The organism is Pseudoalteromonas sp. NC201, assembly GCF_002850255.1.
Taxonomy (GTDB): domain Bacteria; phylum Pseudomonadota; class Gammaproteobacteria; order Enterobacterales; family Alteromonadaceae; genus Pseudoalteromonas.
This window is the reverse complement of the sequence record NZ_CP022522.1, coordinates 2,241,391-2,261,628: the sequence shown is the minus strand read 5'-3', so window position 1 is coordinate 2,261,628 and position 20,238 is coordinate 2,241,391. Positions and strand designations below refer to the sequence as shown.

The 20,238-nt window shown below is 43.8% G+C and carries 17 protein-coding genes; 3 read left to right on the top strand and 14 right to left on the bottom strand.

The genetic code is table 11. From position 1 onward, the window contains the following. Positions 1-40: 40 nt before the first annotated feature. From asnB to PNC201_RS09425, 8 genes are all read right to left on the bottom strand, one after another. Positions 41-1,711: an asparagine synthase B gene (gene asnB, locus PNC201_RS09460; protein ID WP_045988083.1), complete on the bottom strand. Its 1,671-nt coding sequence runs from the start codon at positions 1,709-1,711 to the stop codon at positions 41-43. A gap of 188 nt (positions 1,712-1,899) precedes the next feature. Beyond that, the gene (gene pcp / locus PNC201_RS09455; protein WP_010604909.1) at positions 1,900-2,562 is read right to left on the bottom strand and encodes a pyroglutamyl-peptidase I; all 663 of its coding nucleotides are present in this window, start codon (positions 2,560-2,562) and stop codon (positions 1,900-1,902) included. Beyond that, a complete protein-coding gene (locus PNC201_RS09450; RefSeq protein WP_102056903.1) occupies positions 2,562-3,572 on the bottom strand; it encodes a DUF979 domain-containing protein in 1,011 nt (336 codons plus the stop codon). Before PNC201_RS09450 ends, pcp begins: the two co-directional genes overlap by 1 nt. Further along, positions 3,569-4,327 carry a DUF969 domain-containing protein gene (locus PNC201_RS09445; RefSeq protein ID WP_010372454.1) on the bottom strand — a complete coding sequence of 253 codons (759 nt, stop codon included), beginning with the start codon at positions 4,325-4,327 and terminating at the stop codon, positions 3,569-3,571. The genes PNC201_RS09450 and PNC201_RS09445 overlap by 4 nt, the downstream gene beginning before the upstream one ends. Then, positions 4,320-5,258: a biotin-dependent carboxyltransferase family protein gene (locus PNC201_RS09440; protein ID WP_102056902.1), complete on the bottom strand. Its 939-nt coding sequence runs from the start codon at positions 5,256-5,258 to the stop codon at positions 4,320-4,322. The genes PNC201_RS09445 and PNC201_RS09440 overlap by 8 nt, the downstream gene beginning before the upstream one ends. Continuing rightward, positions 5,252-5,902, bottom strand: coding sequence for a 5-oxoprolinase subunit PxpB (pxpB, locus tag PNC201_RS09435; RefSeq protein WP_102056901.1), 651 nt, complete (start codon positions 5,900-5,902; stop codon positions 5,252-5,254). The genes PNC201_RS09440 and pxpB overlap by 7 nt, the downstream gene beginning before the upstream one ends. Positions 5,903-6,044: 142 nt before the next feature. Next, the gene (locus tag PNC201_RS09430; RefSeq protein ID WP_102056900.1) at positions 6,045-7,559 is read right to left on the bottom strand and encodes a leucyl aminopeptidase; all 1,515 of its coding nucleotides are present in this window, start codon (positions 7,557-7,559) and stop codon (positions 6,045-6,047) included. Between the two features lie 86 nt (positions 7,560-7,645). After that, positions 7,646-8,962, bottom strand: a complete 1,317-nt coding sequence (locus PNC201_RS09425) for an MFS transporter (RefSeq protein ID WP_010604904.1) — start codon at positions 8,960-8,962, stop codon at positions 7,646-7,648. A 165-nt stretch (positions 8,963-9,127) separates the two neighbouring features. On the opposite strand from PNC201_RS09425, the gene msrA reads away from it, so the two are divergent. From msrA to PNC201_RS09410, 3 genes are all read left to right on the top strand, one after another. Beyond that, positions 9,128-10,420, top strand: a complete 1,293-nt coding sequence (msrA, locus tag PNC201_RS09420; RefSeq protein ID WP_442793306.1) for a peptide-methionine (S)-S-oxide reductase MsrA — start codon at positions 9,128-9,130, stop codon at positions 10,418-10,420. A 339-nt stretch (positions 10,421-10,759) separates the two neighbouring features. Next, on the top strand, positions 10,760-11,251 hold the full coding sequence (locus tag PNC201_RS09415; RefSeq protein WP_010604901.1) for a GNAT family N-acetyltransferase: 492 nt from the start codon (positions 10,760-10,762) through the stop codon (positions 11,249-11,251). A gap of 583 nt (positions 11,252-11,834) precedes the next feature. Next, a complete protein-coding gene (locus tag PNC201_RS09410; protein ID WP_010372478.1) occupies positions 11,835-13,139 on the top strand; it encodes a hemolysin family protein in 1,305 nt (434 codons plus the stop codon). Here PNC201_RS09410 and PNC201_RS09405 read toward each other — a convergent pair. From PNC201_RS09405 to PNC201_RS09380, 6 genes are all read right to left on the bottom strand, one after another. After that, positions 13,134-13,919, bottom strand: coding sequence for a thioesterase II family protein (locus PNC201_RS09405; protein WP_102056898.1), 786 nt, complete (start codon positions 13,917-13,919; stop codon positions 13,134-13,136). The two genes, PNC201_RS09410 and PNC201_RS09405, sit on opposite strands and share 6 nt — an antisense overlap. Positions 13,920-13,921: 2 nt before the next feature. Next, entirely contained in the window at positions 13,922-15,301 is a 1,380-nt protein-coding gene (locus tag PNC201_RS09400; RefSeq protein WP_102056897.1) for an MATE family efflux transporter, read from the bottom strand. Positions 15,302-15,305: 4 nt separating this feature from the next. Next, a complete protein-coding gene (locus PNC201_RS09395) occupies positions 15,306-16,271 on the bottom strand; it encodes a sterol desaturase family protein (RefSeq protein ID WP_102056896.1) in 966 nt (321 codons plus the stop codon). Next, positions 16,264-17,928, bottom strand: coding sequence for a phytoene desaturase family protein (locus PNC201_RS09390; protein WP_102056895.1), 1,665 nt, complete (start codon positions 17,926-17,928; stop codon positions 16,264-16,266). The genes PNC201_RS09395 and PNC201_RS09390 overlap by 8 nt, the downstream gene beginning before the upstream one ends. Positions 17,929-18,007: 79 nt before the next feature. Continuing rightward, positions 18,008-18,544, bottom strand: a complete 537-nt coding sequence (gene fldB / locus PNC201_RS09385) for a flavodoxin FldB (protein WP_102056894.1) — start codon at positions 18,542-18,544, stop codon at positions 18,008-18,010. A gap of 24 nt (positions 18,545-18,568) precedes the next feature. Next, complete coding sequence (locus PNC201_RS09380) at positions 18,569-20,224, bottom strand: phytoene desaturase family protein (protein WP_102056893.1); 1,656 nt, start codon at positions 20,222-20,224, stop codon at positions 18,569-18,571. Positions 20,225-20,238 lie beyond the last annotated feature (14 nt).

The window sequence follows — 20,238 nt, the reverse complement described above, 5'->3', positions numbered from 1 at the left end:
CAGTTTTTTAAAAAGGGACGAGCGTCCCTTTTTTACTTTCTTATTTTTGATTATACGCTTCGTTGTGTGAGCTTGCTGCGCGACCTGATGGATCGGCATTGCGCTGGAAAGACTCGTCCCAAGCAAGCGCTTCGGGCGTTGAACACGCCACAGACTTGCCGTGAGGAACACACTTAGCTGCCGCTTCTCCTGGGAAATGCGACTCAAAAATGGTGCGATAATAATAGGCTTCTTTGCTATCCGGTGTATTGATTGGATAGCGGTAGTGGGCGTTTTCAAGATCCGAGTCGCTCACTTGCTGACTGACATACTCTTTTAGTGAATCGATCCAGCTATAGCCTACGCCATCAGAAAACTGCTCTTTTTGGCGCCACAATACGTCATCGGGTAAATAGCCATCAAACGCCTCACGGATAATGTGTTTTTCGATACGGCCATCTTTACACATTTTGTAGTCTGGGTTGGTACGCATGGCAATATCGACAAATTCTTTATCTAAGAAGGGAACACGTGCTTCAACCCCCCAAGCTGCCATCGACTTATTTGCACGTAAGCAATCAAACATATGCAGTTTCGAGACCTTTCGGTTTAGCTCATTGTGAAACTCCTCTGCATTTGGTGCTTTGTGGAAATACAAATAGCCGCCAAATAGTTCATCGGCCCCTTCACCCGATAGCACCATTTTAATGCCCATTGCTTTAATGTAGCGTGCCATGAGGTACATAGGAGTAGAAGCGCGAATGGTTGTGACATCGTAGGTCTCTAGGTGATAGACCACTTCTTTAAGGGCATCAATCCCTTGTTGTACGGTAAAGTGAATGGGATGGTGAACTGTGCCGATTTTATCCGCTACCTTTTGTGCTGCAGCGAGATCGGGTGAACCTTCCAGGCCAATGGAAAATGAGTGAAGTTTTGGCCACCAAGCATCGGAAGCATCATCATCTTCGATACGCTTTGCTGCGAACTTTTGTGTGATAGCGGAAATCACAGAAGAATCGAGACCACCAGACAACAACACTCCATATGGCACATCGCACATCAATTGGCGTTTTACTGCGGCTTCTAGCCCATTTTTAACCGCTTCGGGGCTGGCCTCATTGTCTTTTACAGCACTAAACGCTTGCCAGTCGCGTTGGTAATACTCTCTTGGACCCCCTTCTTTTGAATACCAATAATGGCCAGGAGGAAACTCTTCAATTTGTGTACAAATAGGTGTGAGCGCTTTCATTTCGCTGGCGACATAGAGGTTACCGCTTTGATCACGGCCAGTGTAAAGTGGAATGATACCGATATGATCACGACCAATTAAAAAGGCATCTTCCGTTTCATCGTACAAACAAAATGCAAAAATTCCATTGAGATCATCTAAAAACTCAGGGCCTTTTTGCTTGTATAGCGCCAAGATCACTTCACAGTCTGACTCTGTTTGAAATTCAAATGGAACGGTCAGTGCTTTTGCAAGCTCTTTATGATTATAAATTTCACCATTTACCGCCAAAATATGTGTTTTTTCAGGGTTAAATAATGGTTGTGCGCCGCTAGAAACGCCGACAATTGCCAAACGTTCATGAACTAGGATGGCTTTTTCACTTGAATATACCCCTGACCAGTCGGGGCCACGGTGTCTTAGTTTTTTTGACATTTCGATCGCTTGCTCTCGAAGTGCAAGGGGATCGGTCTTGATGTCAAGTACGCCGAAAATTGAACACATATTTCCTCATTCCTATTTATGTGTTGATAATATCAACAAATTATTATTGCTCATGGAAGCATAGTTACCATGAGATAGTTTAAGTTCTACCAAAAATAATTTGATAAGTCACACAATGAAATAGAGAAAATGTGAATTTTTTGTGATGTGCAATGGTGCAATCTTGCACCATTGTAGGGCGATTCTTATTAGTGTGTCGTTCCAGCGACAAGCTTAATATCTTGCTTTTGTGTAATGGCACTGGTTAATAGGATTTTTATTCCTTTAACTAGGGTGTCAATGTCCATACTGGGTGCACCAGGGTGGTGCGCCGCTTGGGAGGGCAAGTATGGAATATGCACAAAGCCACCACGGCACGCTAAGTCATGTGTACTAAGATAGTGCAGTAATCCATACATCACATGGTTGCACACGTAAGTGCCCGCAGTATTAGAAATACTTGCAGGAACTCCCGCCTGAATCGCACTACTTAGCATACTTTTTATTGGTAAAGAGGCAAAGTAAGCATCGGGTCCGTGTGTAACGACTGGTGTATCTATCGGCTGGTTTCCTGCGTTGTCGGCTATTCTGGCATCGTTAACGTTAATCGCGATACGTTCGATGGAGATATCACAGCGTCCACCAGCCTGGCCTAAACAGATCACGATGCTTGGGTGATACTTATCTATCGCTTGTGTTAAAGACTCAATACTTTTGTCAAATTCACAAGGTAACTCTTTTGTGTGGATCAGGTGGCCTTCAATGGTCTCACCTTCTAATAGCTGAGCTAATTGCCATGAAGGGTTGATGGACTCACCACCAAATGGGGTGAACCCAGTAACGAGGACACAAGGTTTACTGTAACTGGACATTAAAAAACGACTCCGTACATAAGAAAAATATTAATCACCAATAACGTTATAGCGGTTGGTATTTGCACTTTAATGACTTGGTATTTATCTTTTAAATCTAACAGTGCCGCTGGCACTATGTTGAAATTAGCGGCCATCGGTGTCATCAGTGTTCCGCAATAACCCGAATACATGCCAATTGCGACGAGCGGCGCAGGATCAGCGCCATGCCCCTGAATCAAAAATGGCAGCGCAATACCCGCCGTCATTACCGGAAATGCGGCAAAAGCATTGCCCATAATCATGGTAAAGAGTGCCATGCCCACACAATACAGTACAACGAGCATAAAACGGTTATCTGGCGAAATAAATAATGTCACTAAGTCTTGGATTGCAGTGCCTGTGTTGGCGACGATAAATACGCCGCCAAGCATTGCAAGCATCTGTGGCAATATTGCTGCCCAGCCTATTGAGTCGACCAAGCGACGAGACTCAGAAAGTGCTTGTAGTGGACTGCCTTTGGTTATGTTCCAGCTCACCAGCAATGCGATGGTGCAAGCGAGTGTCAGTGCTGAAAGCGTCACATGTTCCTGATCGAATAGATAAAAATCGCCGAGCTGGATCTCACTTAAGATGATAGTGCAGATAACGGTAACTATTGGAATAAGTACAGCAGGAACAAACAATTTATTACCAAACCGATTTGCATCTTCTGTTTTGGCTCGTTCGCACGGCATTTCGTAATTTCCCATGGAAACCATATTCATACCTGCAAGTAGTGCGATGATCACCACGTTGATGCCAATCCATAAATAAGTATTTCGCTCACCAATCAACGCGATAGAAGCATCACCAAAGATAAAGACAGAGCCAAATAAAAACCAAAATAGGGCGGTGGTGAGGCGCTTAGGATGGGCCTTATCTTGTAGCGTTTTCACCACTAAAAACATCACAATAAAGCCAATTAATAAATAGATGTTGTCAATTGAAAGTAAGCTAGATTGCGCGTCAGGAGTGTTCATTAAGCTCATAATGACTCCTCCTTAAGCGCTGAATTTGTATTGCTAGGTGTTTGCTCTTCTTCGCTTTGTTGCTGCTGACAGCGCGCAATTTCTGCCCGGATTTTTGCCTCAAATCGCGCTAACCGGAAAAGATGAACAATGAGCGCGGCAATTGCGGTTGGTATTGCCCAAAGTCCGATATGTAGCGGTTCAATCCCGGCAATGCCGTTTTCTTTTAAAAATGCATCCATTAGTAGTACAGCACCAAAGGCGATAAAAATATCCTCACCAAAGAACACGGCAATGTTATCGCAGGCCGCAGCATGTGCGCCTATCATGTCTTTTACATCTTGTGGCAGGTCGCCGTATTGGTTTGCCGCAGCGCCTATCGCCATCGGAGCGAGCAGTGGTCTAACGGTTTGCGCTTGGCCCGCTAAATTGATTAACCCCAGCGCAGCGGAGCACTCACGGACCACAAAATACATACTTAAAATTCGAGAAGTGGTCGCCCCTTTTATGCCCGCAACCCAAGCTTTAGCGCGCTGCTGTAAGCCGTAACGTTCTAAAATTGCAATCACGGGTAAGATAAGTAGAAAGCTTGCAAGCTGGCGAGAGTTCATAAACTTTTCGCCAAAGGTGGCAATTAAGTCGACAAAGTCTATCCCAACGGCAAAACCAGTAACTAGACCTGCCGAGGTGACAACCAACAAGGGATTAAACCTCAGAGCAAAGCCAATAACAATCACAGCAATGCCCGAAAGAGGAAGGAGATTTAGCTCAGTCATTTTGTTGTTCTTTATTTTTAAGCGCTAGCCTTAGCTGATTGAGATGCGCCTGTACTCGGTGAGATTCCTTTGCTGCATCTATAAGGGATGTTGATTTTAAATGGATACAATCGCCCGCGCCCAATTGGCTCAAGTGGCGCATATCGGCTTGAATGATGGTACCAATAATTGGATAACCGCCTGTGGTTTGGCAGTCATTCAATAGGATAATGGGCTCGCCACTAGGGGGGAGCTGAATAACGCCTGGGTGGACAGCTTGGGTTGCAATATTATGTGCATGCACTAGGCTACTATGGCCACTTAGGCGAATACCCATACGATTACTGCTGGGATTTACTTTCCAAATGGTGTCGTTTAATACACTCAGTGTCTGTTTGGAAATTAACTCGAGATGTGGGCCTGGGATAAAATGAATGAGCTTTTCGTAGCTGGGCTGCAGGCCACCAACGGCGTCCTTGGCAGTGCTTGGCGTGTAGCTCAGCTTGTCCCCTTGTTTAAGAGCTCGGCCGCTTATACCCCCAAAGCCTGCCATGAGATCGGTTGAATAACTCCCAAGCAGCTTGTCTATGTTGGTAAATCCACCTTCGACCACCAAATAAGCGCGTAAACCATCGCGGTTTTGTTTAAATGTTAGCTTATCTCCAGCTTTAGCGCTGTAGCGCCAGCAAGGGTATATCACTTCATCGTTTAAAGCAGCATTGAGATCTGCCCCTGTGATAACAAAGTTAGTGGGGGCGTGGAAGTGAAATTCACATAAGCCAATGGTCACTTCAATAGCTGCATTATCGTCGTCATTTGACAAGAGTGTATTTGCAAGTTTAAGCGCAACAGGGTCGATGACACCTGCTTGACTTACTCCTAAGTGGCGAAGTCCTTGACGGCCAATGTCTTGAATAGTTGAAAGTGGCCCAGGTTTAATAACTTCTAGCATGATTTCTCCACAAAACGCACGATATCTCCTGGTTGCAGCAAGCTTGCTGATGCAGAATTTGGGTCAAATAGCGTAGTATTGGTTTGTCCAAGTAAATGCCAACCACCGGGAGATTGACTCGGATAAATTGCACTGTAGCTGTCTGCGATGGCAATACTGCCTTTGGGGACTTTGGTAATTGGTGTGGATTTTCTGGGTAATTGAAGCGCAGCTGGTAACCCTGACAAGTAAGCAAAACCGGGTAAGAAGCCAATAAATTGTACTTGATAATCAACGCTTGAGTGCAGCTCGATAAGCTGTTTTGGTGTCAGTTGTAATTCGTCCGCTATGCGTTCAAAATCCTGTCCGAATTCTTTGCCATAAAACACCTCAATATGATGGTGTGTTGGCTTTACCTCTGCTACCTCTAGGCCTTGCCAATGTGCTTGGATTTTATGTTGCCACGGTTCGGCTTTACGGGGGTCTTTTAAATAGGCAGTAACGGAAGATTTGGCAGGCACCACATCAATAAAATCACCGCTACTATCAAGCCATTTCTTGAGGGCGAACAGTCGTTGATTAATTGGACTTTTGCTATCAGGCAAACATGTTGCATTTATAACAATTGCTTGCTCACCTAATAGATAACAACTCACATCGGACATAGACAATAACAATTGGTTGCTTTGGTAAACGTTATATTTCTTATAACACACCTCGCAATTGAAACGAAGTTATTGCTATCAGTTGCCATTTTGTTGCAGTCACAAAAAAGCCGTGTTTAAACACGGCTTAAAATCTGAGGATTTATTTAGCAGTTAATAGCCACTCGCTTAAGAGGCGAACGCCATAGCCTGTACCACCAGTTGGTACTTCGTCTTTGGCTGAGCTTGAAAGTGCGTTACCGGCAATATCGATATGAACCCAACGGGTGTCACCTGCAAATTGTTGTAGGAAAGTCGCAGCAGTTGTTGCACCAGGACCACCTGAACCTACGTTTTGGAAATCGGCGATGTCAGATTTTAGTTTGTCCTTATAGCCAAGCGGTAGACGCCATACGTTTTCGTTCACAACCTTACCTGCGTTGGTAAATTCTGTAATTAAGCTATCATCTTCAGAGAAAATTGCTGAATATTCGTTACCAACAGCACGAATTTTAGAGCCCGTTAATGTCGCGACGTCAATCATGATCTCAGGGCTGTAATGTTTACGTGCATACCACATCGCATCAGACAGCACCAAACGGCCTTCAGCATCTGTGTTGACCACTTCTACGCTAATACCTTCTGCAGTGCGCAGTACATCACCCGGTGCAATTGCATACTGAGACACCATATTTGCCGCCATACCCATGACTGCTACCACGTTTACGTCTGCTTTGCTTAGCGCCATTGCTTTTACTGTACCAAGCACGGCAGCTGCGCCCGCCATGTCAGATTTCATGCGTGCGATCGAAGCGCCGGTTTTGATGCTATAACCACCAGAATCGAAAGTAATACCTTTACCGATCAGGGCAATTGGTGTCTCGCTGTTACCTTTATAATGTGCAACAACTAAGCGAGAGCCGTGCTCACTACCACGGCCAACGCCCTCAAGCGCACCCATGCCAAGTTCTTTAAGTTCAGCTGGTGCTAGTACTTTTACTTCAACGCCATATTGTTCAAGTTCCTTTGCCGCTTTTGCAAAGTCTACTGGAGTCATTTCTGTTGCGACTTCAGAGGTTAAGTCGCGCGCTAAAAACACGCCAGCTTGAATGTGTTGTAGTGCTTTATACTGAGCCTGTGTTGCTTGTTTATCGGCAACGTCGAAGTGATAGCTTACGTTAAAAGTGTTTGGCTCTTTTTTGTATACTTCGAAGGTGTGGTCACGAAGGTTTGCACCGTGTGCAAGTTGTGCTGCTAGTTCTGCATTTGAAAGCGCTCCCTCAACGTCTTCGAATGCAACCGCAACATTCTCCAGCTTTTTACCTTCGAATTTAGCGTGTAGGTTACCACCAAGTTTGGTCATTTTGCTGGCGTTGAGTTCGCCTGCGTCACCTAAACCAACAATGAAGATACGCTTATAATCAGAGTCTACAGGTGCTAATACTTCAACTGTTTTGCCATACGCGCCTTTAAAATCTTCAGCAGCAATTGCGCGCGCCAATTGTTTGCGAGTGTCTTTATCCAGGAACTTTAGGTTACTTTGGTTTTCACCAGCTTGAAAAAGTACCAGTGCATCAGCGTCTGCAAGCTTGGTATTGAACTCAAAGTCAGCGGCATTTGCAGAAGTCATACTGGCAACCGCCAGCGCTAAAGCAGAAAAACGCGTAGTCAATGACATAATTTTATCCTCAGATAACTAAAATTGCGGCGTTTTTACCTCATTTGGAGAAATTTAGACACAGTTTGTCGGTGAAGTAACAGCTTTTACCGTTCAGTGACATTAGGTAAGCGGCTTGTCAGCACGATGCCTAATATCGTGACCATAATGTAGAGTGCAAGTAACACATTAATTGAAAATACCGAGGCAACGACACCAAGTGCACTTGTTAATAAAAGTACAATACCGATAATTGTGTTACTAAGCGTGACGTAACTGGTGCGTTTGTTTCCTTCGGCCATATCGACCACGTAGGTTTTGCGGCCCACGCGCACGCCTTGGTGAGCGATGGCAATGACAAAATAGCAAAGTGGAATAAACCAGATTTTTTCTAGCAGTGAAGAATAAAATAAAGAAGTTGCCAGTAGTACAGCAGTGATAGCAACGGTGATTGTAGCACCATAAATCATCACGTGTTTACTGGATTGATCGGCAAGGCGACCCCAAAATGCACCACTGACTAAACTAGCAAGTCCAGACACCGCTAACAAAGCTGCCAACACCCATGCACCGTTGCCAATATTCTGCTGCGCCAGCACGGTGAAATAGGGCGGAATAAGCGCAGAACTTAATAGCAATCCACGGGCTAAAATGAACTTTTTAAGTATTGGATCGGTTTTCAACAGTGCTAAATCTTGCTTTATTTTATCTAATCCGCTTTCACCACCTTCGGTTGCCCCTTCATATTCTTTGATTTTTGAGAACGTTAACGCACCAATCAGCCAAAAGATTGCAGCTAGTACCAGTGTGATCACAAAGTTGACGTTGTTTACTTGAGTGGCAGCGATAAAAAGCCCGACACCAAATGTAACGGTTATAAGTCCACTGACAGAGGCGGCTTGGCCGCTAAGCTGGCCGCGCTTTTGTTTAGGGATAGTTTTACCGATGACATCTTTTGACGACACGGAACTTAAGCTGCGGGCGATGCTAAAAATCGCCAGTAATCCAAGTACCAACCAAGCGTATAATTGATTTTCAGTTTGCTGCCATGCAAGCAGTGCCATAAGTAGTACACAAATAGCTTGAGTAAGTGCGCCGAGAGACCAAAGGTGCTTTCGTTTAGCGTGCTTACGCACCCACTGGCCAATAAACAATTGTGGGATCAGTGAACCGGACTCGCGAATGGGGACCAGAGCCGATATCATATAAGCGGGAGCACCGAGTGATTGCATCAGCCAAGGTAGCGTGATCTTTGGGTTGAGTAGGGCATCTCCTAATTTGCTAAATAGTTGACTCAATAAAATAAGTACGTAGTTACCGGGAACTTCTTTACACGCCTTATCGTCAATCGCTTTACAGGCACGCGCTTCGTCATCATTGGTTAGCTTTTGATAGAGATTCTCACTTATTTTACTCACACCCATTCCTTTATTTTGCAGACAGCCTACTTCACTATCATGAACGACTTTAGATGAAATGATAATTAACCTTTAGCGGTCTCATTTAATACGCAGTAAATCATATTAAGTTCAATAAGTATGAAGTGATAGTCATACTTAGTTGTGACATACAGCATTGAGAGGGTAGTGATGAGAACATTACAGGTGGCCGCATCGATAGGGTTTATCATGATGTTAGGTTTGGGTGTATCGGCGCTCGCGGGGACCGATATGCCAAAGCCTAAAGTTGATGGCGCAAGTAACCATATTAAAACGTTAGTGTTGGGCTCCGGTTGTTTCTGGGGTCCTGAAAAGCGTTATGAAAAAATGACGGGCGTGATAGATGCTGAATCTGGCTATGCCGACGGTAAAGGGTTTAAGCCAAGTTATAGAGAAATCATTAAATCGAGCCGACGCTTTGATGAAGACAACTATGCGGAGGTGGTAAAGGTAACTTACAACGCAAATCTTATCACCACCGATGCGCTGCTAAAGTACTACTTTGAAAGTCATGATCCAACGCAGAAAAACCGTCAGGGTAATGACGTTGGAACGCAGTATCGTTCGATCATTCTATACACTGACGAGCAGCAAAGTGACAAGGCCCACACATTAAAAGCGCAGTATCAACATTTATTATCTGAGCAAGGCTATGGCGACATTCAAACCAAGATCAAGCCGCTTAGAAAATTTTATCCAGCGGAAGAGTATCATCAAAACTACTTAACCAAGAATCCCAAGGGATACTGCCCAGATCACAGCACGGGAGTGACCTTTGAAAAGGTGACGAAAGATAAAACAGATAACACTATGCTAGCCCAAGGTAAGCATATTGTGATTGTTGATGCTAAAAGCTATTGCCCTTATTGCGAGAAGCTAAAAAAAGAGGTGTTAAACGACTATCAAGGTGATATCCCACTGCATTTTCGCTATGCCGATCAACTTGAGGGGCTAATGATAAAAACCGCGACTTGGGCGACGCCAACGATCTTATTTATTGAAAATGGTGTTGAGTCTCTTGGCTTTCAAGGTTTTATGGCGAGAGAAGAGTTTTACAAGGCACTTGGTGCTTTTAAGCTGGGTCGATCAGAAGCTTTTGACATTGCCTTTCAAAAAGGCACAGAGCGACCATTTTGCAAGCAGTATGATATCTTTAAAAACACACCAGATGGCGTATTTATCGATAAATTAAGCGGCAAGGTTCTTTTTGACACCCGAGATAGATTTAACTCGGGCACTGGGTGGCTGTCGTTTACCCACCCAGTAAAAGACAGCGTGACCTATCACAAAGATTTAAGCCACGGAATGGTGAGAACTGAAATACGCTCAAAAAGCAGTGGTATTCATTTAGGTCATGTATTTAAAAATGAAGGGCCAAAAGGTCAAGACCGCTATTGTATCAATGCCCAAGTACTTGATTTTAAAGCGAGAGAGGCGCTTTAGGCATTACGCCTAAAGTTACCTTTTGCTCCGGAGCCAGAGATAAATTTAAGTCGAAGTTACTTTTGTGCATTAAGAGAGCGTGTTTACTTGTTAACTTTTCAAAGTGGTACTTTGGTTATTTTCTCCTCAAATTTGATCTGCCATTTAAAATACGTAAAAGTAATTCTCATGCACTGTATACATATTCTATGTCTGTTTTGTTTGTGGTGGCTCATTTCGGTACCGACAGCTTTAGTTTAAATAAGGGAGTAAAGACAGGTTTTATTGCCCGTAAACTTATTGGGAACGAATGAGAGTATTATGTTATGGTATAACTCTTAGACAACGAAGGATTTAGTCATGCTGACCTTAGCGCCATTCACCGCAACTCATGTAGAGGCAGTGAAACGAGTACACCTTGCGGAGGAGCAAATTCAATTTGCCGGTACCGCTGAATCATTTTTAGAAGATCAAAGTGAGACCACCCATTTGCATGTCATAAAGGTGGCTGATGAAATTATCGGATATTTTAAGTTTGATATTGCATATTCGAACACATATTCGTTTTGCCCAAAAAGCGGTTTAGGTTTAAGAGCATTTGTCATAGATAGCCAGCGACAAGGTCAGGGTCTAGGGACATTAGCCGCGAGTACATTGGTCCCTTATGCGCAGGCAAGTTATCCAGAGTTTGAGTCAATATATTTAACCGTAAATTGTAGAAACCCAGCGGCGATTACCTGTTACCTAAAAGGTGGATTTGAAGACACAAATGAAAAATACCTCGGTGGTCCTGCTGGCCCTCAACATATTATGAAAGCGTCTCTGATAAAAAAGCACAGTAGTGCATTATGACGTTGTACTATTTCTTTATCATTTAGTGCTTGAAGCACCTATATTTACCAAGAAATATAGTGGCGATAACAGAGATGGCAAGGAGGAAAAAGCACCTTTGGCTGTTTTTTTAAAGGTGTTGTAACCGCTTTAGATGCTTTTTCAAAGAGGCTCCTCTTAACATCGAAATTAATTGCGAGTAGATAACTCAATTTTCCGAAGTGCGTAAAGTTGAGCTCGCCATTGTCGTATTTGTCACCAACAAGCTTTGCAGAAGCGCGGCCGGATTTAAAACCATAAACTTGCGATTTGGCTCTTATCTCGCTTGGTGCTCTTGGACTTAACTTAATAGCAATTGTGCTTTACACGCCTCGTAGTGATCTCATGATAGGTTGAACATGCCGTTGACAAGCATATCATAGCGCTAATTTGAGAGAGTGTATCAATTTTGTCATTTTCCTTCCTTGACGTACTTTTTTATTCGTCGCGAACAGTACGAGATAGGCGACAAAAATTTAATTATTTGACGCGAATTACATTGCTAAAGTCATAAAATAGGCGTATACATCGCGTCGAATTCTCGCTTTCTTTTTTAGGTGTATCTGTGGACTTTTTTTGGGTGTTGTTACTCATTAGCTTGAGTGCAGTTTTCGCGCTGTGTGAAATATCATTGGCAGCGGCACGCAAAGTTAAATTACAAACCTTATTTGATCTTGGTGACGTTAGAGCCAAGAAAGTATTGTATTTGCAGGCCAATGCGCATCAGTTTTTTGCTGCGGTACAGGTGGTACTCAATGCTTTGGCGATTGTCGCGGGTATGATAGGCGAGTCGGTGTTTACCCCTTATGTATTGCAACTACTAAACTGGGTTGCAAGTTTTATGTTTGCCGATGTTGCGGCTCATGCCTCGATGTTATTGCAAATATCCACAGTGGTGTCGTTTTTACTGATCACATCGTTATTTGTACTGTTTGCTGATTTATTGCCAAAGCGAATAGCTATGGTTATCCCAGAAACTATCGCGATGCGATTTATCCATCTTATGCTTGCCAGTGTATGGATTTTTAAGCCTATTATCTGGCTATTTAACGTGTTCGCTGATTGGATTATAAAGCTATTCAATTTACCAAATGAGCGTGACGAACAGGTAACGCGTGATGATATTTATGCGGTGGTTGATCAAAGTGCTGAGCAGGGTGAACTGTGCGAACACGAGTACAATATCATTGGCAATGTGCTCGACCTTAACCAGACTAATATTACCCAAGCGATGATCAATCGCGATGCAATCGTGTGGTTAGACATTCAAGAATCAGAAGAAAACCTGAGCACGTTAATTCAAGCGCACAGTTTTCAACAGTATTTGCTGTGTGACGGCTCGCTCGACAAAGTGATAGCTGCACCTGAGGCAAAGCAACTGCTTAGTAATATTTTGGCTAAAAAGCCGTTACTGGATGGTCAACAACAAGAATTCCATAAGCCGGTCATTTTACTTGATACTCTAAGCCTTTCCGATGCGCTAGATGGGTTGAAAAGTCATGAAAGCAACTGTGCGGTTGTGATCAATGAATTCTCAACAGTGGTCGGGATGGTAACGTTATCCAGCATCTTGAATTTAATTGCACTGAAAGACGACCAAGCAATAGAAGCCCAATTTAGACAAAAGGATAACACCCGATGGCTAGTGCAGGGCGATATGTCGATTAAGGACTTTCAAGCTTCGGTGATTGAGTACGAGTTTGAACCGATTGAAGCCATAGAAACCTTAGCCGGTTTTGTGATCCACAGGTTAAAGCATTTTCCTGCCGAAGGAGAGTCGTTAGAAGTTGATGGTTTTAAGTTTAAAGTAATAGAAATTCAAGGATTGGCCATTAGGCAAATTGAAGTAACCAAAGAGCCCCAACTATAAGGGGCTCAGTGTTTCCAACACCGCGTTGATTTCTTTTAGCACCAAAGCCGAGGAGTCCTGCATAAAAAAGTGCCGACCAGGTATTGCTTTAGGCGCGATACCTTGTTTAAAGCAGCTTTCCCAATGTTGCATATCCATCCCTGTTGCTGCTTTATCCCGAGTACCATATAACACGGTTGCAGGGACGTCGAGTTTACAAGTTGAGTCGTATTGATAGGTCTCTCCCTGCTTAAAGTCTGCTTTTAACGTTGGCAGCATCAGTTGTTGCAGTTCGATATCGTTGAGCAAAGCCGGTGGTAACCCGCCCATTAAATTTACCGAGTCGATGAACTTCTTATCGTCAAGAGTATGGTAGGGGGATTTTCTTATCGCATATTGCGGTGCCTTCCTTGCTGCAATAAACAGGTGTTTAACGATATTACAGCTGCTATGTTGAAGTGCTAAGGCAAGCTCATACGCAATATAAGCGCCATTGCTATGACCGTAAAATACGCTAGGCAGTGGTGTTGCCTCGCTCAAAATAGGTGCTATTTCATTGACCAAGGTATGAATGTTATCAATGGCGGCTTCATGACTCCGCTCCTTTCGCCCGGGGGCTTGGAGTGCATATAAAGCGACATCTTCAGGCAGTTTTCCTGCCCAGTTTTGATAAACAGCTGCATCTGCGCCAGCAAAAGGAAAGCAAACGAGTTGTTTGCGAATGGTGTTAGGCTTATTTAATAAAACTAGCCATTTTGAATCTATGCAATCTCTACATGTTTGTAATGTGACTTGGCTCATTGTTAACTCAATAGGTTCTTTTTAGTTGCTGTGAAAGTGGCTGGCAGTTTGTAGGTCGTGCGTAGCGAGAAAGCCACAAACGTAAGGCTCACGAGGGCTTGGACTACCACACTTAACACCGTGATATACCACAGTTCCGTAATTGTAAGTTGCTGTTGTTTTACTAACCAGATGATTGGTAGTACAAAGGTAAATAGTCTCGTGGTGTTACTGTAAAGTGGTGGCCACGTATTACCTGAGGCTTGAAACAATCCCGAGCAAGTGAAAATAACCCCCGTTGCGATAAAGCTCCAAGCGACGATATATAGAAAGTAACGAGTGTGTTCGATGACTTGCGGGTTTTCTGAAAATGGCATGGCGAGTTGAGCGCCTAAGTGTGCTGCGAGTAAGGAAACGCCCAACATCAAGCTACAAGTCGCGAACAGTGACCAATAGAATGCCTGTCTAAATCGTTTGAAGTTCCCTGCGCCGTAATTTTGTCCTGCTATTGCAGGCAGTGAAAATGCGACGGCCATCACGGGCAAAAACAGAGCTTGGATCACTTTCGAGCCAATTCCAAATCCGGCTTGTACATTGGTGCCAAAATCTTTTAATACCCAAAATGTTGTCGACATATAAACAAACATCAGAATAAGTTCTGCACCTGCTGGGCACCCCACAGAAAATAGCCGTTTTATGGTGTGACGATGAAACGTTAGAAACAATTGGCTATCTAGCACCAAATAACGCCTGTCGTAATTGAGATAAAACCAAAGTGAAAGCATGGCTATCACAACAGAAATGGAACTGGCCAGCCCCGCACCTGCAATGCCCATTTCTATTCCGAATAGCCATCCCGAGATTAAGATGGGCGACAGAATAATATTAATAATAAGAGAGCCGATTTGCGCGATCATCATTGGCTTTACAACACCAGTTCCTCTCAGTGCAGCACCGATTGTAGTCATAATAAACTGCAGCACTAAACAGGGTAAAAACCAGTATGAGTAGCTTAATGCTGCCTCTGTGGTGGCGGGATCTTCGCTGGTGATGTGCAGATAAGATTTGATGCCAAAGATACCAGTTAGTAGCAAGATGGTACCAAGTACCACGGAAGCGAATAGTGCTTGGTTAAATACAAGATTGGCGCTGGACTGATCCTTTTCTCCTACCGCATGTGCAACTAATGTTGCGGTTCCGACATTCAAAATCTGGCTGACGGCGAAAATCAAAAACATGATATTGCCAATTAAACTGAGCGCTGCGACTGGAGCACTGCCCAAGTCTGAAACAAAATAGAGATCGGTAAGCACATAAAGTGTTTGCACAAACATCCCAATTGACATGGGTAGCGCCATAGCTACTAGATGCTTAGGTAAGGAACCTTGAGTTAGATCTTTCATGCAGCTACCTTTTCCTAATATCTACTGTTGAGGGAGTGGAACGTGACTCGATGTCATATTCTTGAGGTAGCGGAGTTGATTTGGTGTATCTTGGTCTATTTCCACGTTTACTGATGAACCATCGAAATGGATGAAGAATACCTTTAGCAACCTCAAAGGCACTTGGAAATAAATATGGCTTAGTAACTCCAACTTGAATTGGACTACTATCTGGGCGGTAAAAGAAACTTCCGAATAACTGATCCCAAATACTCAAATCAGAACCAAAATTTCCAGCCTCTTTCAATTCTACGCTATGATGGAAACGATGGAGCTCTGGTGTTGCCACGATGTAGTTTAGCCATCCCATACGAACGTTTACATTGGCATGAATGAAATATCCGTGCAGAGCAGTAAATTGACCGGCAATGAACATTCCTTCGGCTGAGAAACCAAGCAATAGAAATGTAGTCTGTATAACTAGCGCGCTTAACAATACTTCCAGAAAGTGAACGACAGAGTTATTACTTACCGTAACTTTGTTAGGCCGATGATGGATCCCATGAAAGCTCCAAAGAAACAGATGCCGATGTTCTAATCTATGTAGCCAGTACCCGATAAACGAGCCGACGAGAATGGCTAGAATGGCATTTTGTGCCAAGCTCAAAGTATTTTCGATAGGGGCGAGCTGGAGTGCAATTACTCGCACTAGTGTCTCGCTAAACGCCCCGTATACGATGACGAGAATAAAGCACAAGCCATCTCTGCTCCATTCCTTTTTACTGGGATGCCATTGTGTTTTAAACGGGTTTAGTCTTTCCATGATAATAAAATAGGCAATGATGATAAGCACACTAGAGAATGCTGCTAATCCAAGGTCAATGCCTTGTTGTAAGACAAAGATACTGTAACCAATAAGGATCAAAACGATCAAAGGGTAGCAAGTAATAGCAAAAAACCTACGAAGTTGGTTTTTGAGTGGACTAGGCATAATTGTCTGCCTCATTGGTGATGTGCTGCTTTGTGTTTTGCTGTTCTGGATAACAAACCCTAAATGGTTTTTTATCTTGTCGACAAAGGTATTGTGCAACATAGCGGCCACTTGCCGTTGAGTGTGTTACGCCGCTAAATGTGCTCCATTGCCCCGTATAATAAAAGTTGTCTAGATTCGGGAAAGTAGGACCATGCTTGATTTGGTAATTCTCTAATTCTTCTGTCAGTGGCGCAAAAGGGTGCCAAGCTAAAACGGTCCCATTGTGGTTCTCGGTATAACGTTCACTGGTTAATGGCGTTACAACATCTATAAACTCAACTTTATCTGTAAGGCCTTCAAAATATTGGTTAAGGAACTCGACTATCGCCTGACCCACTTTTTTCTTTGCTTGCTTATATTCGGGTGAACGGCGTTTACGTGTATATGGATTACGACTTTGCCCTGAAGAGGTAGATTGCACGACGCTTTGCTCCATCGCTTGCCATACGTCACTTTTTGATAAATAAGTGACGTAAAGAACTGACTTGCCACTTGGTGCATGATCTGGATATAGCGTATTGCGGATTTGCACACCAACCCCACTATGATAATTACCGACCAGTTGGTGCGAAATCGATTCGGGTAATAAGTAAGAGGTATAAGGGTCATGGTCTGAATAGTCTGCATTTACCGCAATAAATACCGCAACACAGCCCGGAAATACCACGCTGTTTGCATCTTCTTCTAGCTTTGTGAAAAGCTTATCAAGCACAGGGTGAGGGTAGCGATTTTGCAACATCTTACGAGTGAGTTTGTAACTATCACAACTGGCGACAACATAATCAGCGTAATGGACAGAGCCATCGGCTAATTGCACACCAACCGCGCGGTTATTGTCGGTGAGAATGTGCTCGACTTTACTTTTATAATGAATGTTTGTCCCTAGTTCTTTTGCCCGATTTGCCAATCGCTTTGCAAGGCCTAATGAACCAATACTAGGCACTCCTGCATTTTGGTTTGCAGCACAAGCTAAATTAAAGACAAAGGGCATTAATCGTAGCTCGCTATGGCGGTCAAAAATAATCCAGTTGAGTGCTTCCGCAAGCGTGGGGTTTGAAAAGCGCTTAGAAAAGTCTTCCATAGTGACAGCAAGCGTTTTCATAAAGGTGCGCATATAGGGTAGCAATTGCCACATCATTTTGCTTTTTTCCCACCATGTCATCAAGCCACCACTTTTAAGAAAAGGGAAATACGGCATACACTTGCGTAGTTTTCGGATATGTCCACACAATTCAATGATTAGTTTGCTATCTTCAGGAAAGCGCTCAATCAGGGTGGACTCTAACTTGTCTGGATCCACATAAAAGCGGATCTTTTCGCCGTTAGCCGTGACGACTGAGTTAAATATCTCAGTGTTGTAAATAGGCACGTTTTCAAGGCAGCCTAGCTCACCCCAGATGGTTGCCATTTCGTTGTTGGTTCCCGTGCCGTTTAACCAGCTGATACACCAATCGAAAGTGTATTCTTTTCGTTGCCAAGAGGTGCAACACCCTCCCGGCGTTTCATGCAGTTCGAAGACGGTGCATTGATAGCCATTCATTTGGCTATAAGCAGCGGTACCAAGACCAGACATACCAGCACCAATGATAATCACAGACTTTTGTTGTTCGGACATAGTTTCGTTCTTTTAATGATGCTCGACTAGCCATTTTAAATATCGAATTAGCCCGCCGAGCGAAAACACAAAGTGCGCCTTAAGCTGTTTCGCAGGTAAGTTCTTGAAGCACGGCGGCAATCTCTTGGCACCAGTCGTTGATGCGCTGCTCGGTGAGTTCTGGTTGGTTATCATCATCAAGCGACAAGCCGAGAAACTCACTGCCGTCTTCACTTAACCCTTTAGACTTGGTGAAGTGATAACCTGAATTTGGCCAGTAACCAATTGCTGTGGCGCCTTGTTCGGTTAGTTTATCGTGTAAGATGCCGATACCGTCTTGAAACCACTCATCATAACCAACTTGATCGCCTTGACCGAAGATAGCCACGATTTTTCCGCTGAAATCCTGTTGTGCTAGGCTTTCCCAACGTGACTCCCAATCATCCTGTAAACCACCGTATTCCCACGTTGAAATACCAAAAATCAAAAATTCATAGTTCTCGGTTAAGGTTAATTCAGTATCTGCTATATCAAAGAGGTCGATGGTAAACTGGTTTAAGCTTGCTTTTATTAATTCTGCTGCGGCCTCTGTGTTACCTGTTGTGCTGCCATAAAATAGGCCAATACGAGTACTCATAATATTTCCTTTTAATTCTCTTGGTTAAGCAACATGCTGCTTTTGTTCTCTATAAGATTGAGGTTGGTGTAGTGGGTTTTCACCGATCCAAGCCTGAAACGGCTTGTCATCATCACGGCATACAAAGTGCAGAACATGTCTGCCTGTAGCTGCAGCGCGGATCAACCCGCCGGTTGTCACCCAGTGACCAGCCATATAAAAGTTGCTAAGGCCTGGCAGTCCCGTTGTCCCGTTGGCATTTATTTCGTCTTCTAAACTTTCACCACTTTCCAAAAATGGCTGCCACGCCAATACCGTTCCTTTGCTGTTGCGGGTATAGCGAACTTGAGTCAACGGGGTTGCGATGTCGATATATTCGATATGCTCTTTTAGTCCCTCAAAATGAGTGGAGAGCTTATCGATTATAAATTCACCTAAGGTCTTTTTAGCGAGGCGATATTGAACGCTACGCTTGACTCTAGTGTGATGGCGTTTAGTCGCCGTTGTTTCTTGAAAATTATTTAATTCAGCCCACGGCTCATAGGTTGAGAAGTAAGTGATATAAAGCACGGATTTGCCCTCTGGGGCGATATGGGGGTAGTGTACATTGCGCACCTGCACATTGATCCCCGGATGCGTCATACCTGGGCAGTGGACAAGATCTTGTTGGTCTAACAAGTGGGTGCGGCAATGGGGGTGATGGGTATAGTCCTTGTTTACCCCTAAAAACACAGAGACGTATCCTGGGAACATTTGACCATCGGTCTCTCTTAACTCGTCATATAACTTGTCTAACACTGGGCTGGAATACTGGCCATCAAGCATGTTTTTTACCACATCCGTACCGTCACATGCTGAGATCACGATATCGGCATACATTTTTTGGCCGTCGCTGAGTTCAACACCGATGGCTTTGTTGTCTTCGACCAAGATCTTGTGTACTCGGGTGTTGTATATGATGTCACCCCCCAACTTTTTATATCTTGCTTCCATCGATTGTGCGAGACCTAACGAGCCACCTTCGGGCACACCTGCATTTTCTTTTGCCGCGCAGGCCAAATTAAAATAGAAAGGTAATAGCGGGAAACTAGGATGTTGCTCATAAAAGATAACGTTAAATGCCTTTTGCAGCAGCGGATGTGAAAACTTAGCGGCAAAGTCCGACATCAATGTCGCCATGGATTTGCGGATTAAATTGAATTTTTTGATAAATGGCCACATCATTTTTAGCTTCTGCCAGCGTGACATAATGCCAACTGGCACCAGAAAGGGATAAGCGTCTATCATTTTGACGAATTCACGAATGCCATCGCAAAATTGTGTGATGAGTTTCTTGTCAGCGGGAGAAATACTTAAGAGGTGGGCTTCGAGTTTATCTGGATCTGCATAGAAATGCACTTCTCCTAATTCTTCATCAATAACTGAATTGAAGATTTCAAAGTCTCTAATTTCTTTATCATCCAGCGCACCTAACTCTTGCCAGATTTGATTCATGCCGTTGCCTGTGCCACTACCCAGTAGCCAGCTAATACACCAATCAAAAATATAATCTCTGCGTTCCCACGATGTGCAGCAGCCGCCGGGAATATCGTGCAGTTCTAAGATCACGCTCTTGTAGCCGTTCATTTGTGCATAGCTACCGGTTGAGAGTCCACCCATACCGGCACCTATGATGATCATAGATTGTCTTTGTGTGGTCATAATTCTGTCCTTAA

Bases quoted from the DNA above. Each gene is read 5' to 3' on its own strand.
- asnB (WP_045988083.1), bottom strand. From the start codon at position 1,711: ATGTGTTCAATTTTCGGCGTACTTGACATCAAGACCGATCCCCTTGCA.
- pcp (WP_010604909.1), bottom strand. From the start codon at position 2,562: ATGTCCAGTTACAGTAAACCTTGTGTCCTCGTTACTGGGTTCACCCCA.
- PNC201_RS09450 (WP_102056903.1), bottom strand. From the start codon at position 3,572: ATGAGCTTAATGAACACTCCTGACGCGCAATCTAGCTTACTTTCAATT.
- PNC201_RS09445 (WP_010372454.1), bottom strand. From the start codon at position 4,327: ATGACTGAGCTAAATCTCCTTCCTCTTTCGGGCATTGCTGTGATTGTT.
- PNC201_RS09440 (WP_102056902.1), bottom strand. From the start codon at position 5,258: ATGCTAGAAGTTATTAAACCTGGGCCACTTTCAACTATTCAAGACATT.
- pxpB (WP_102056901.1), bottom strand. From the start codon at position 5,902: ATGTCCGATGTGAGTTGTTATCTATTAGGTGAGCAAGCAATTGTTATA.
- PNC201_RS09430 (WP_102056900.1), bottom strand. From the start codon at position 7,559: ATGTCATTGACTACGCGTTTTTCTGCTTTAGCGCTGGCGGTTGCCAGT.
- PNC201_RS09425 (WP_010604904.1), bottom strand. From the start codon at position 8,962: ATGGGTGTGAGTAAAATAAGTGAGAATCTCTATCAAAAGCTAACCAAT.
- msrA (WP_442793306.1), top strand. From the start codon at position 9,128: ATGAGAACATTACAGGTGGCCGCATCGATAGGGTTTATCATGATGTTA.
- PNC201_RS09415 (WP_010604901.1), top strand. From the start codon at position 10,760: ATGCTGACCTTAGCGCCATTCACCGCAACTCATGTAGAGGCAGTGAAA.
- PNC201_RS09405 (WP_102056898.1), bottom strand. From the start codon at position 13,919: ATGAGCCAAGTCACATTACAAACATGTAGAGATTGCATAGATTCAAAA.
- PNC201_RS09400 (WP_102056897.1), bottom strand. From the start codon at position 15,301: ATGAAAGATCTAACTCAAGGTTCCTTACCTAAGCATCTAGTAGCTATG.
- PNC201_RS09395 (WP_102056896.1), bottom strand. From the start codon at position 16,271: ATGCCTAGTCCACTCAAAAACCAACTTCGTAGGTTTTTTGCTATTACT.
- PNC201_RS09390 (WP_102056895.1), bottom strand. From the start codon at position 17,928: ATGTCCGAACAACAAAAGTCTGTGATTATCATTGGTGCTGGTATGTCT.
- fldB (WP_102056894.1), bottom strand. From the start codon at position 18,544: ATGAGTACTCGTATTGGCCTATTTTATGGCAGCACAACAGGTAACACA.
- PNC201_RS09380 (WP_102056893.1), bottom strand. From the start codon at position 20,224: ATGACCACACAAAGACAATCTATGATCATCATAGGTGCCGGTATGGGT.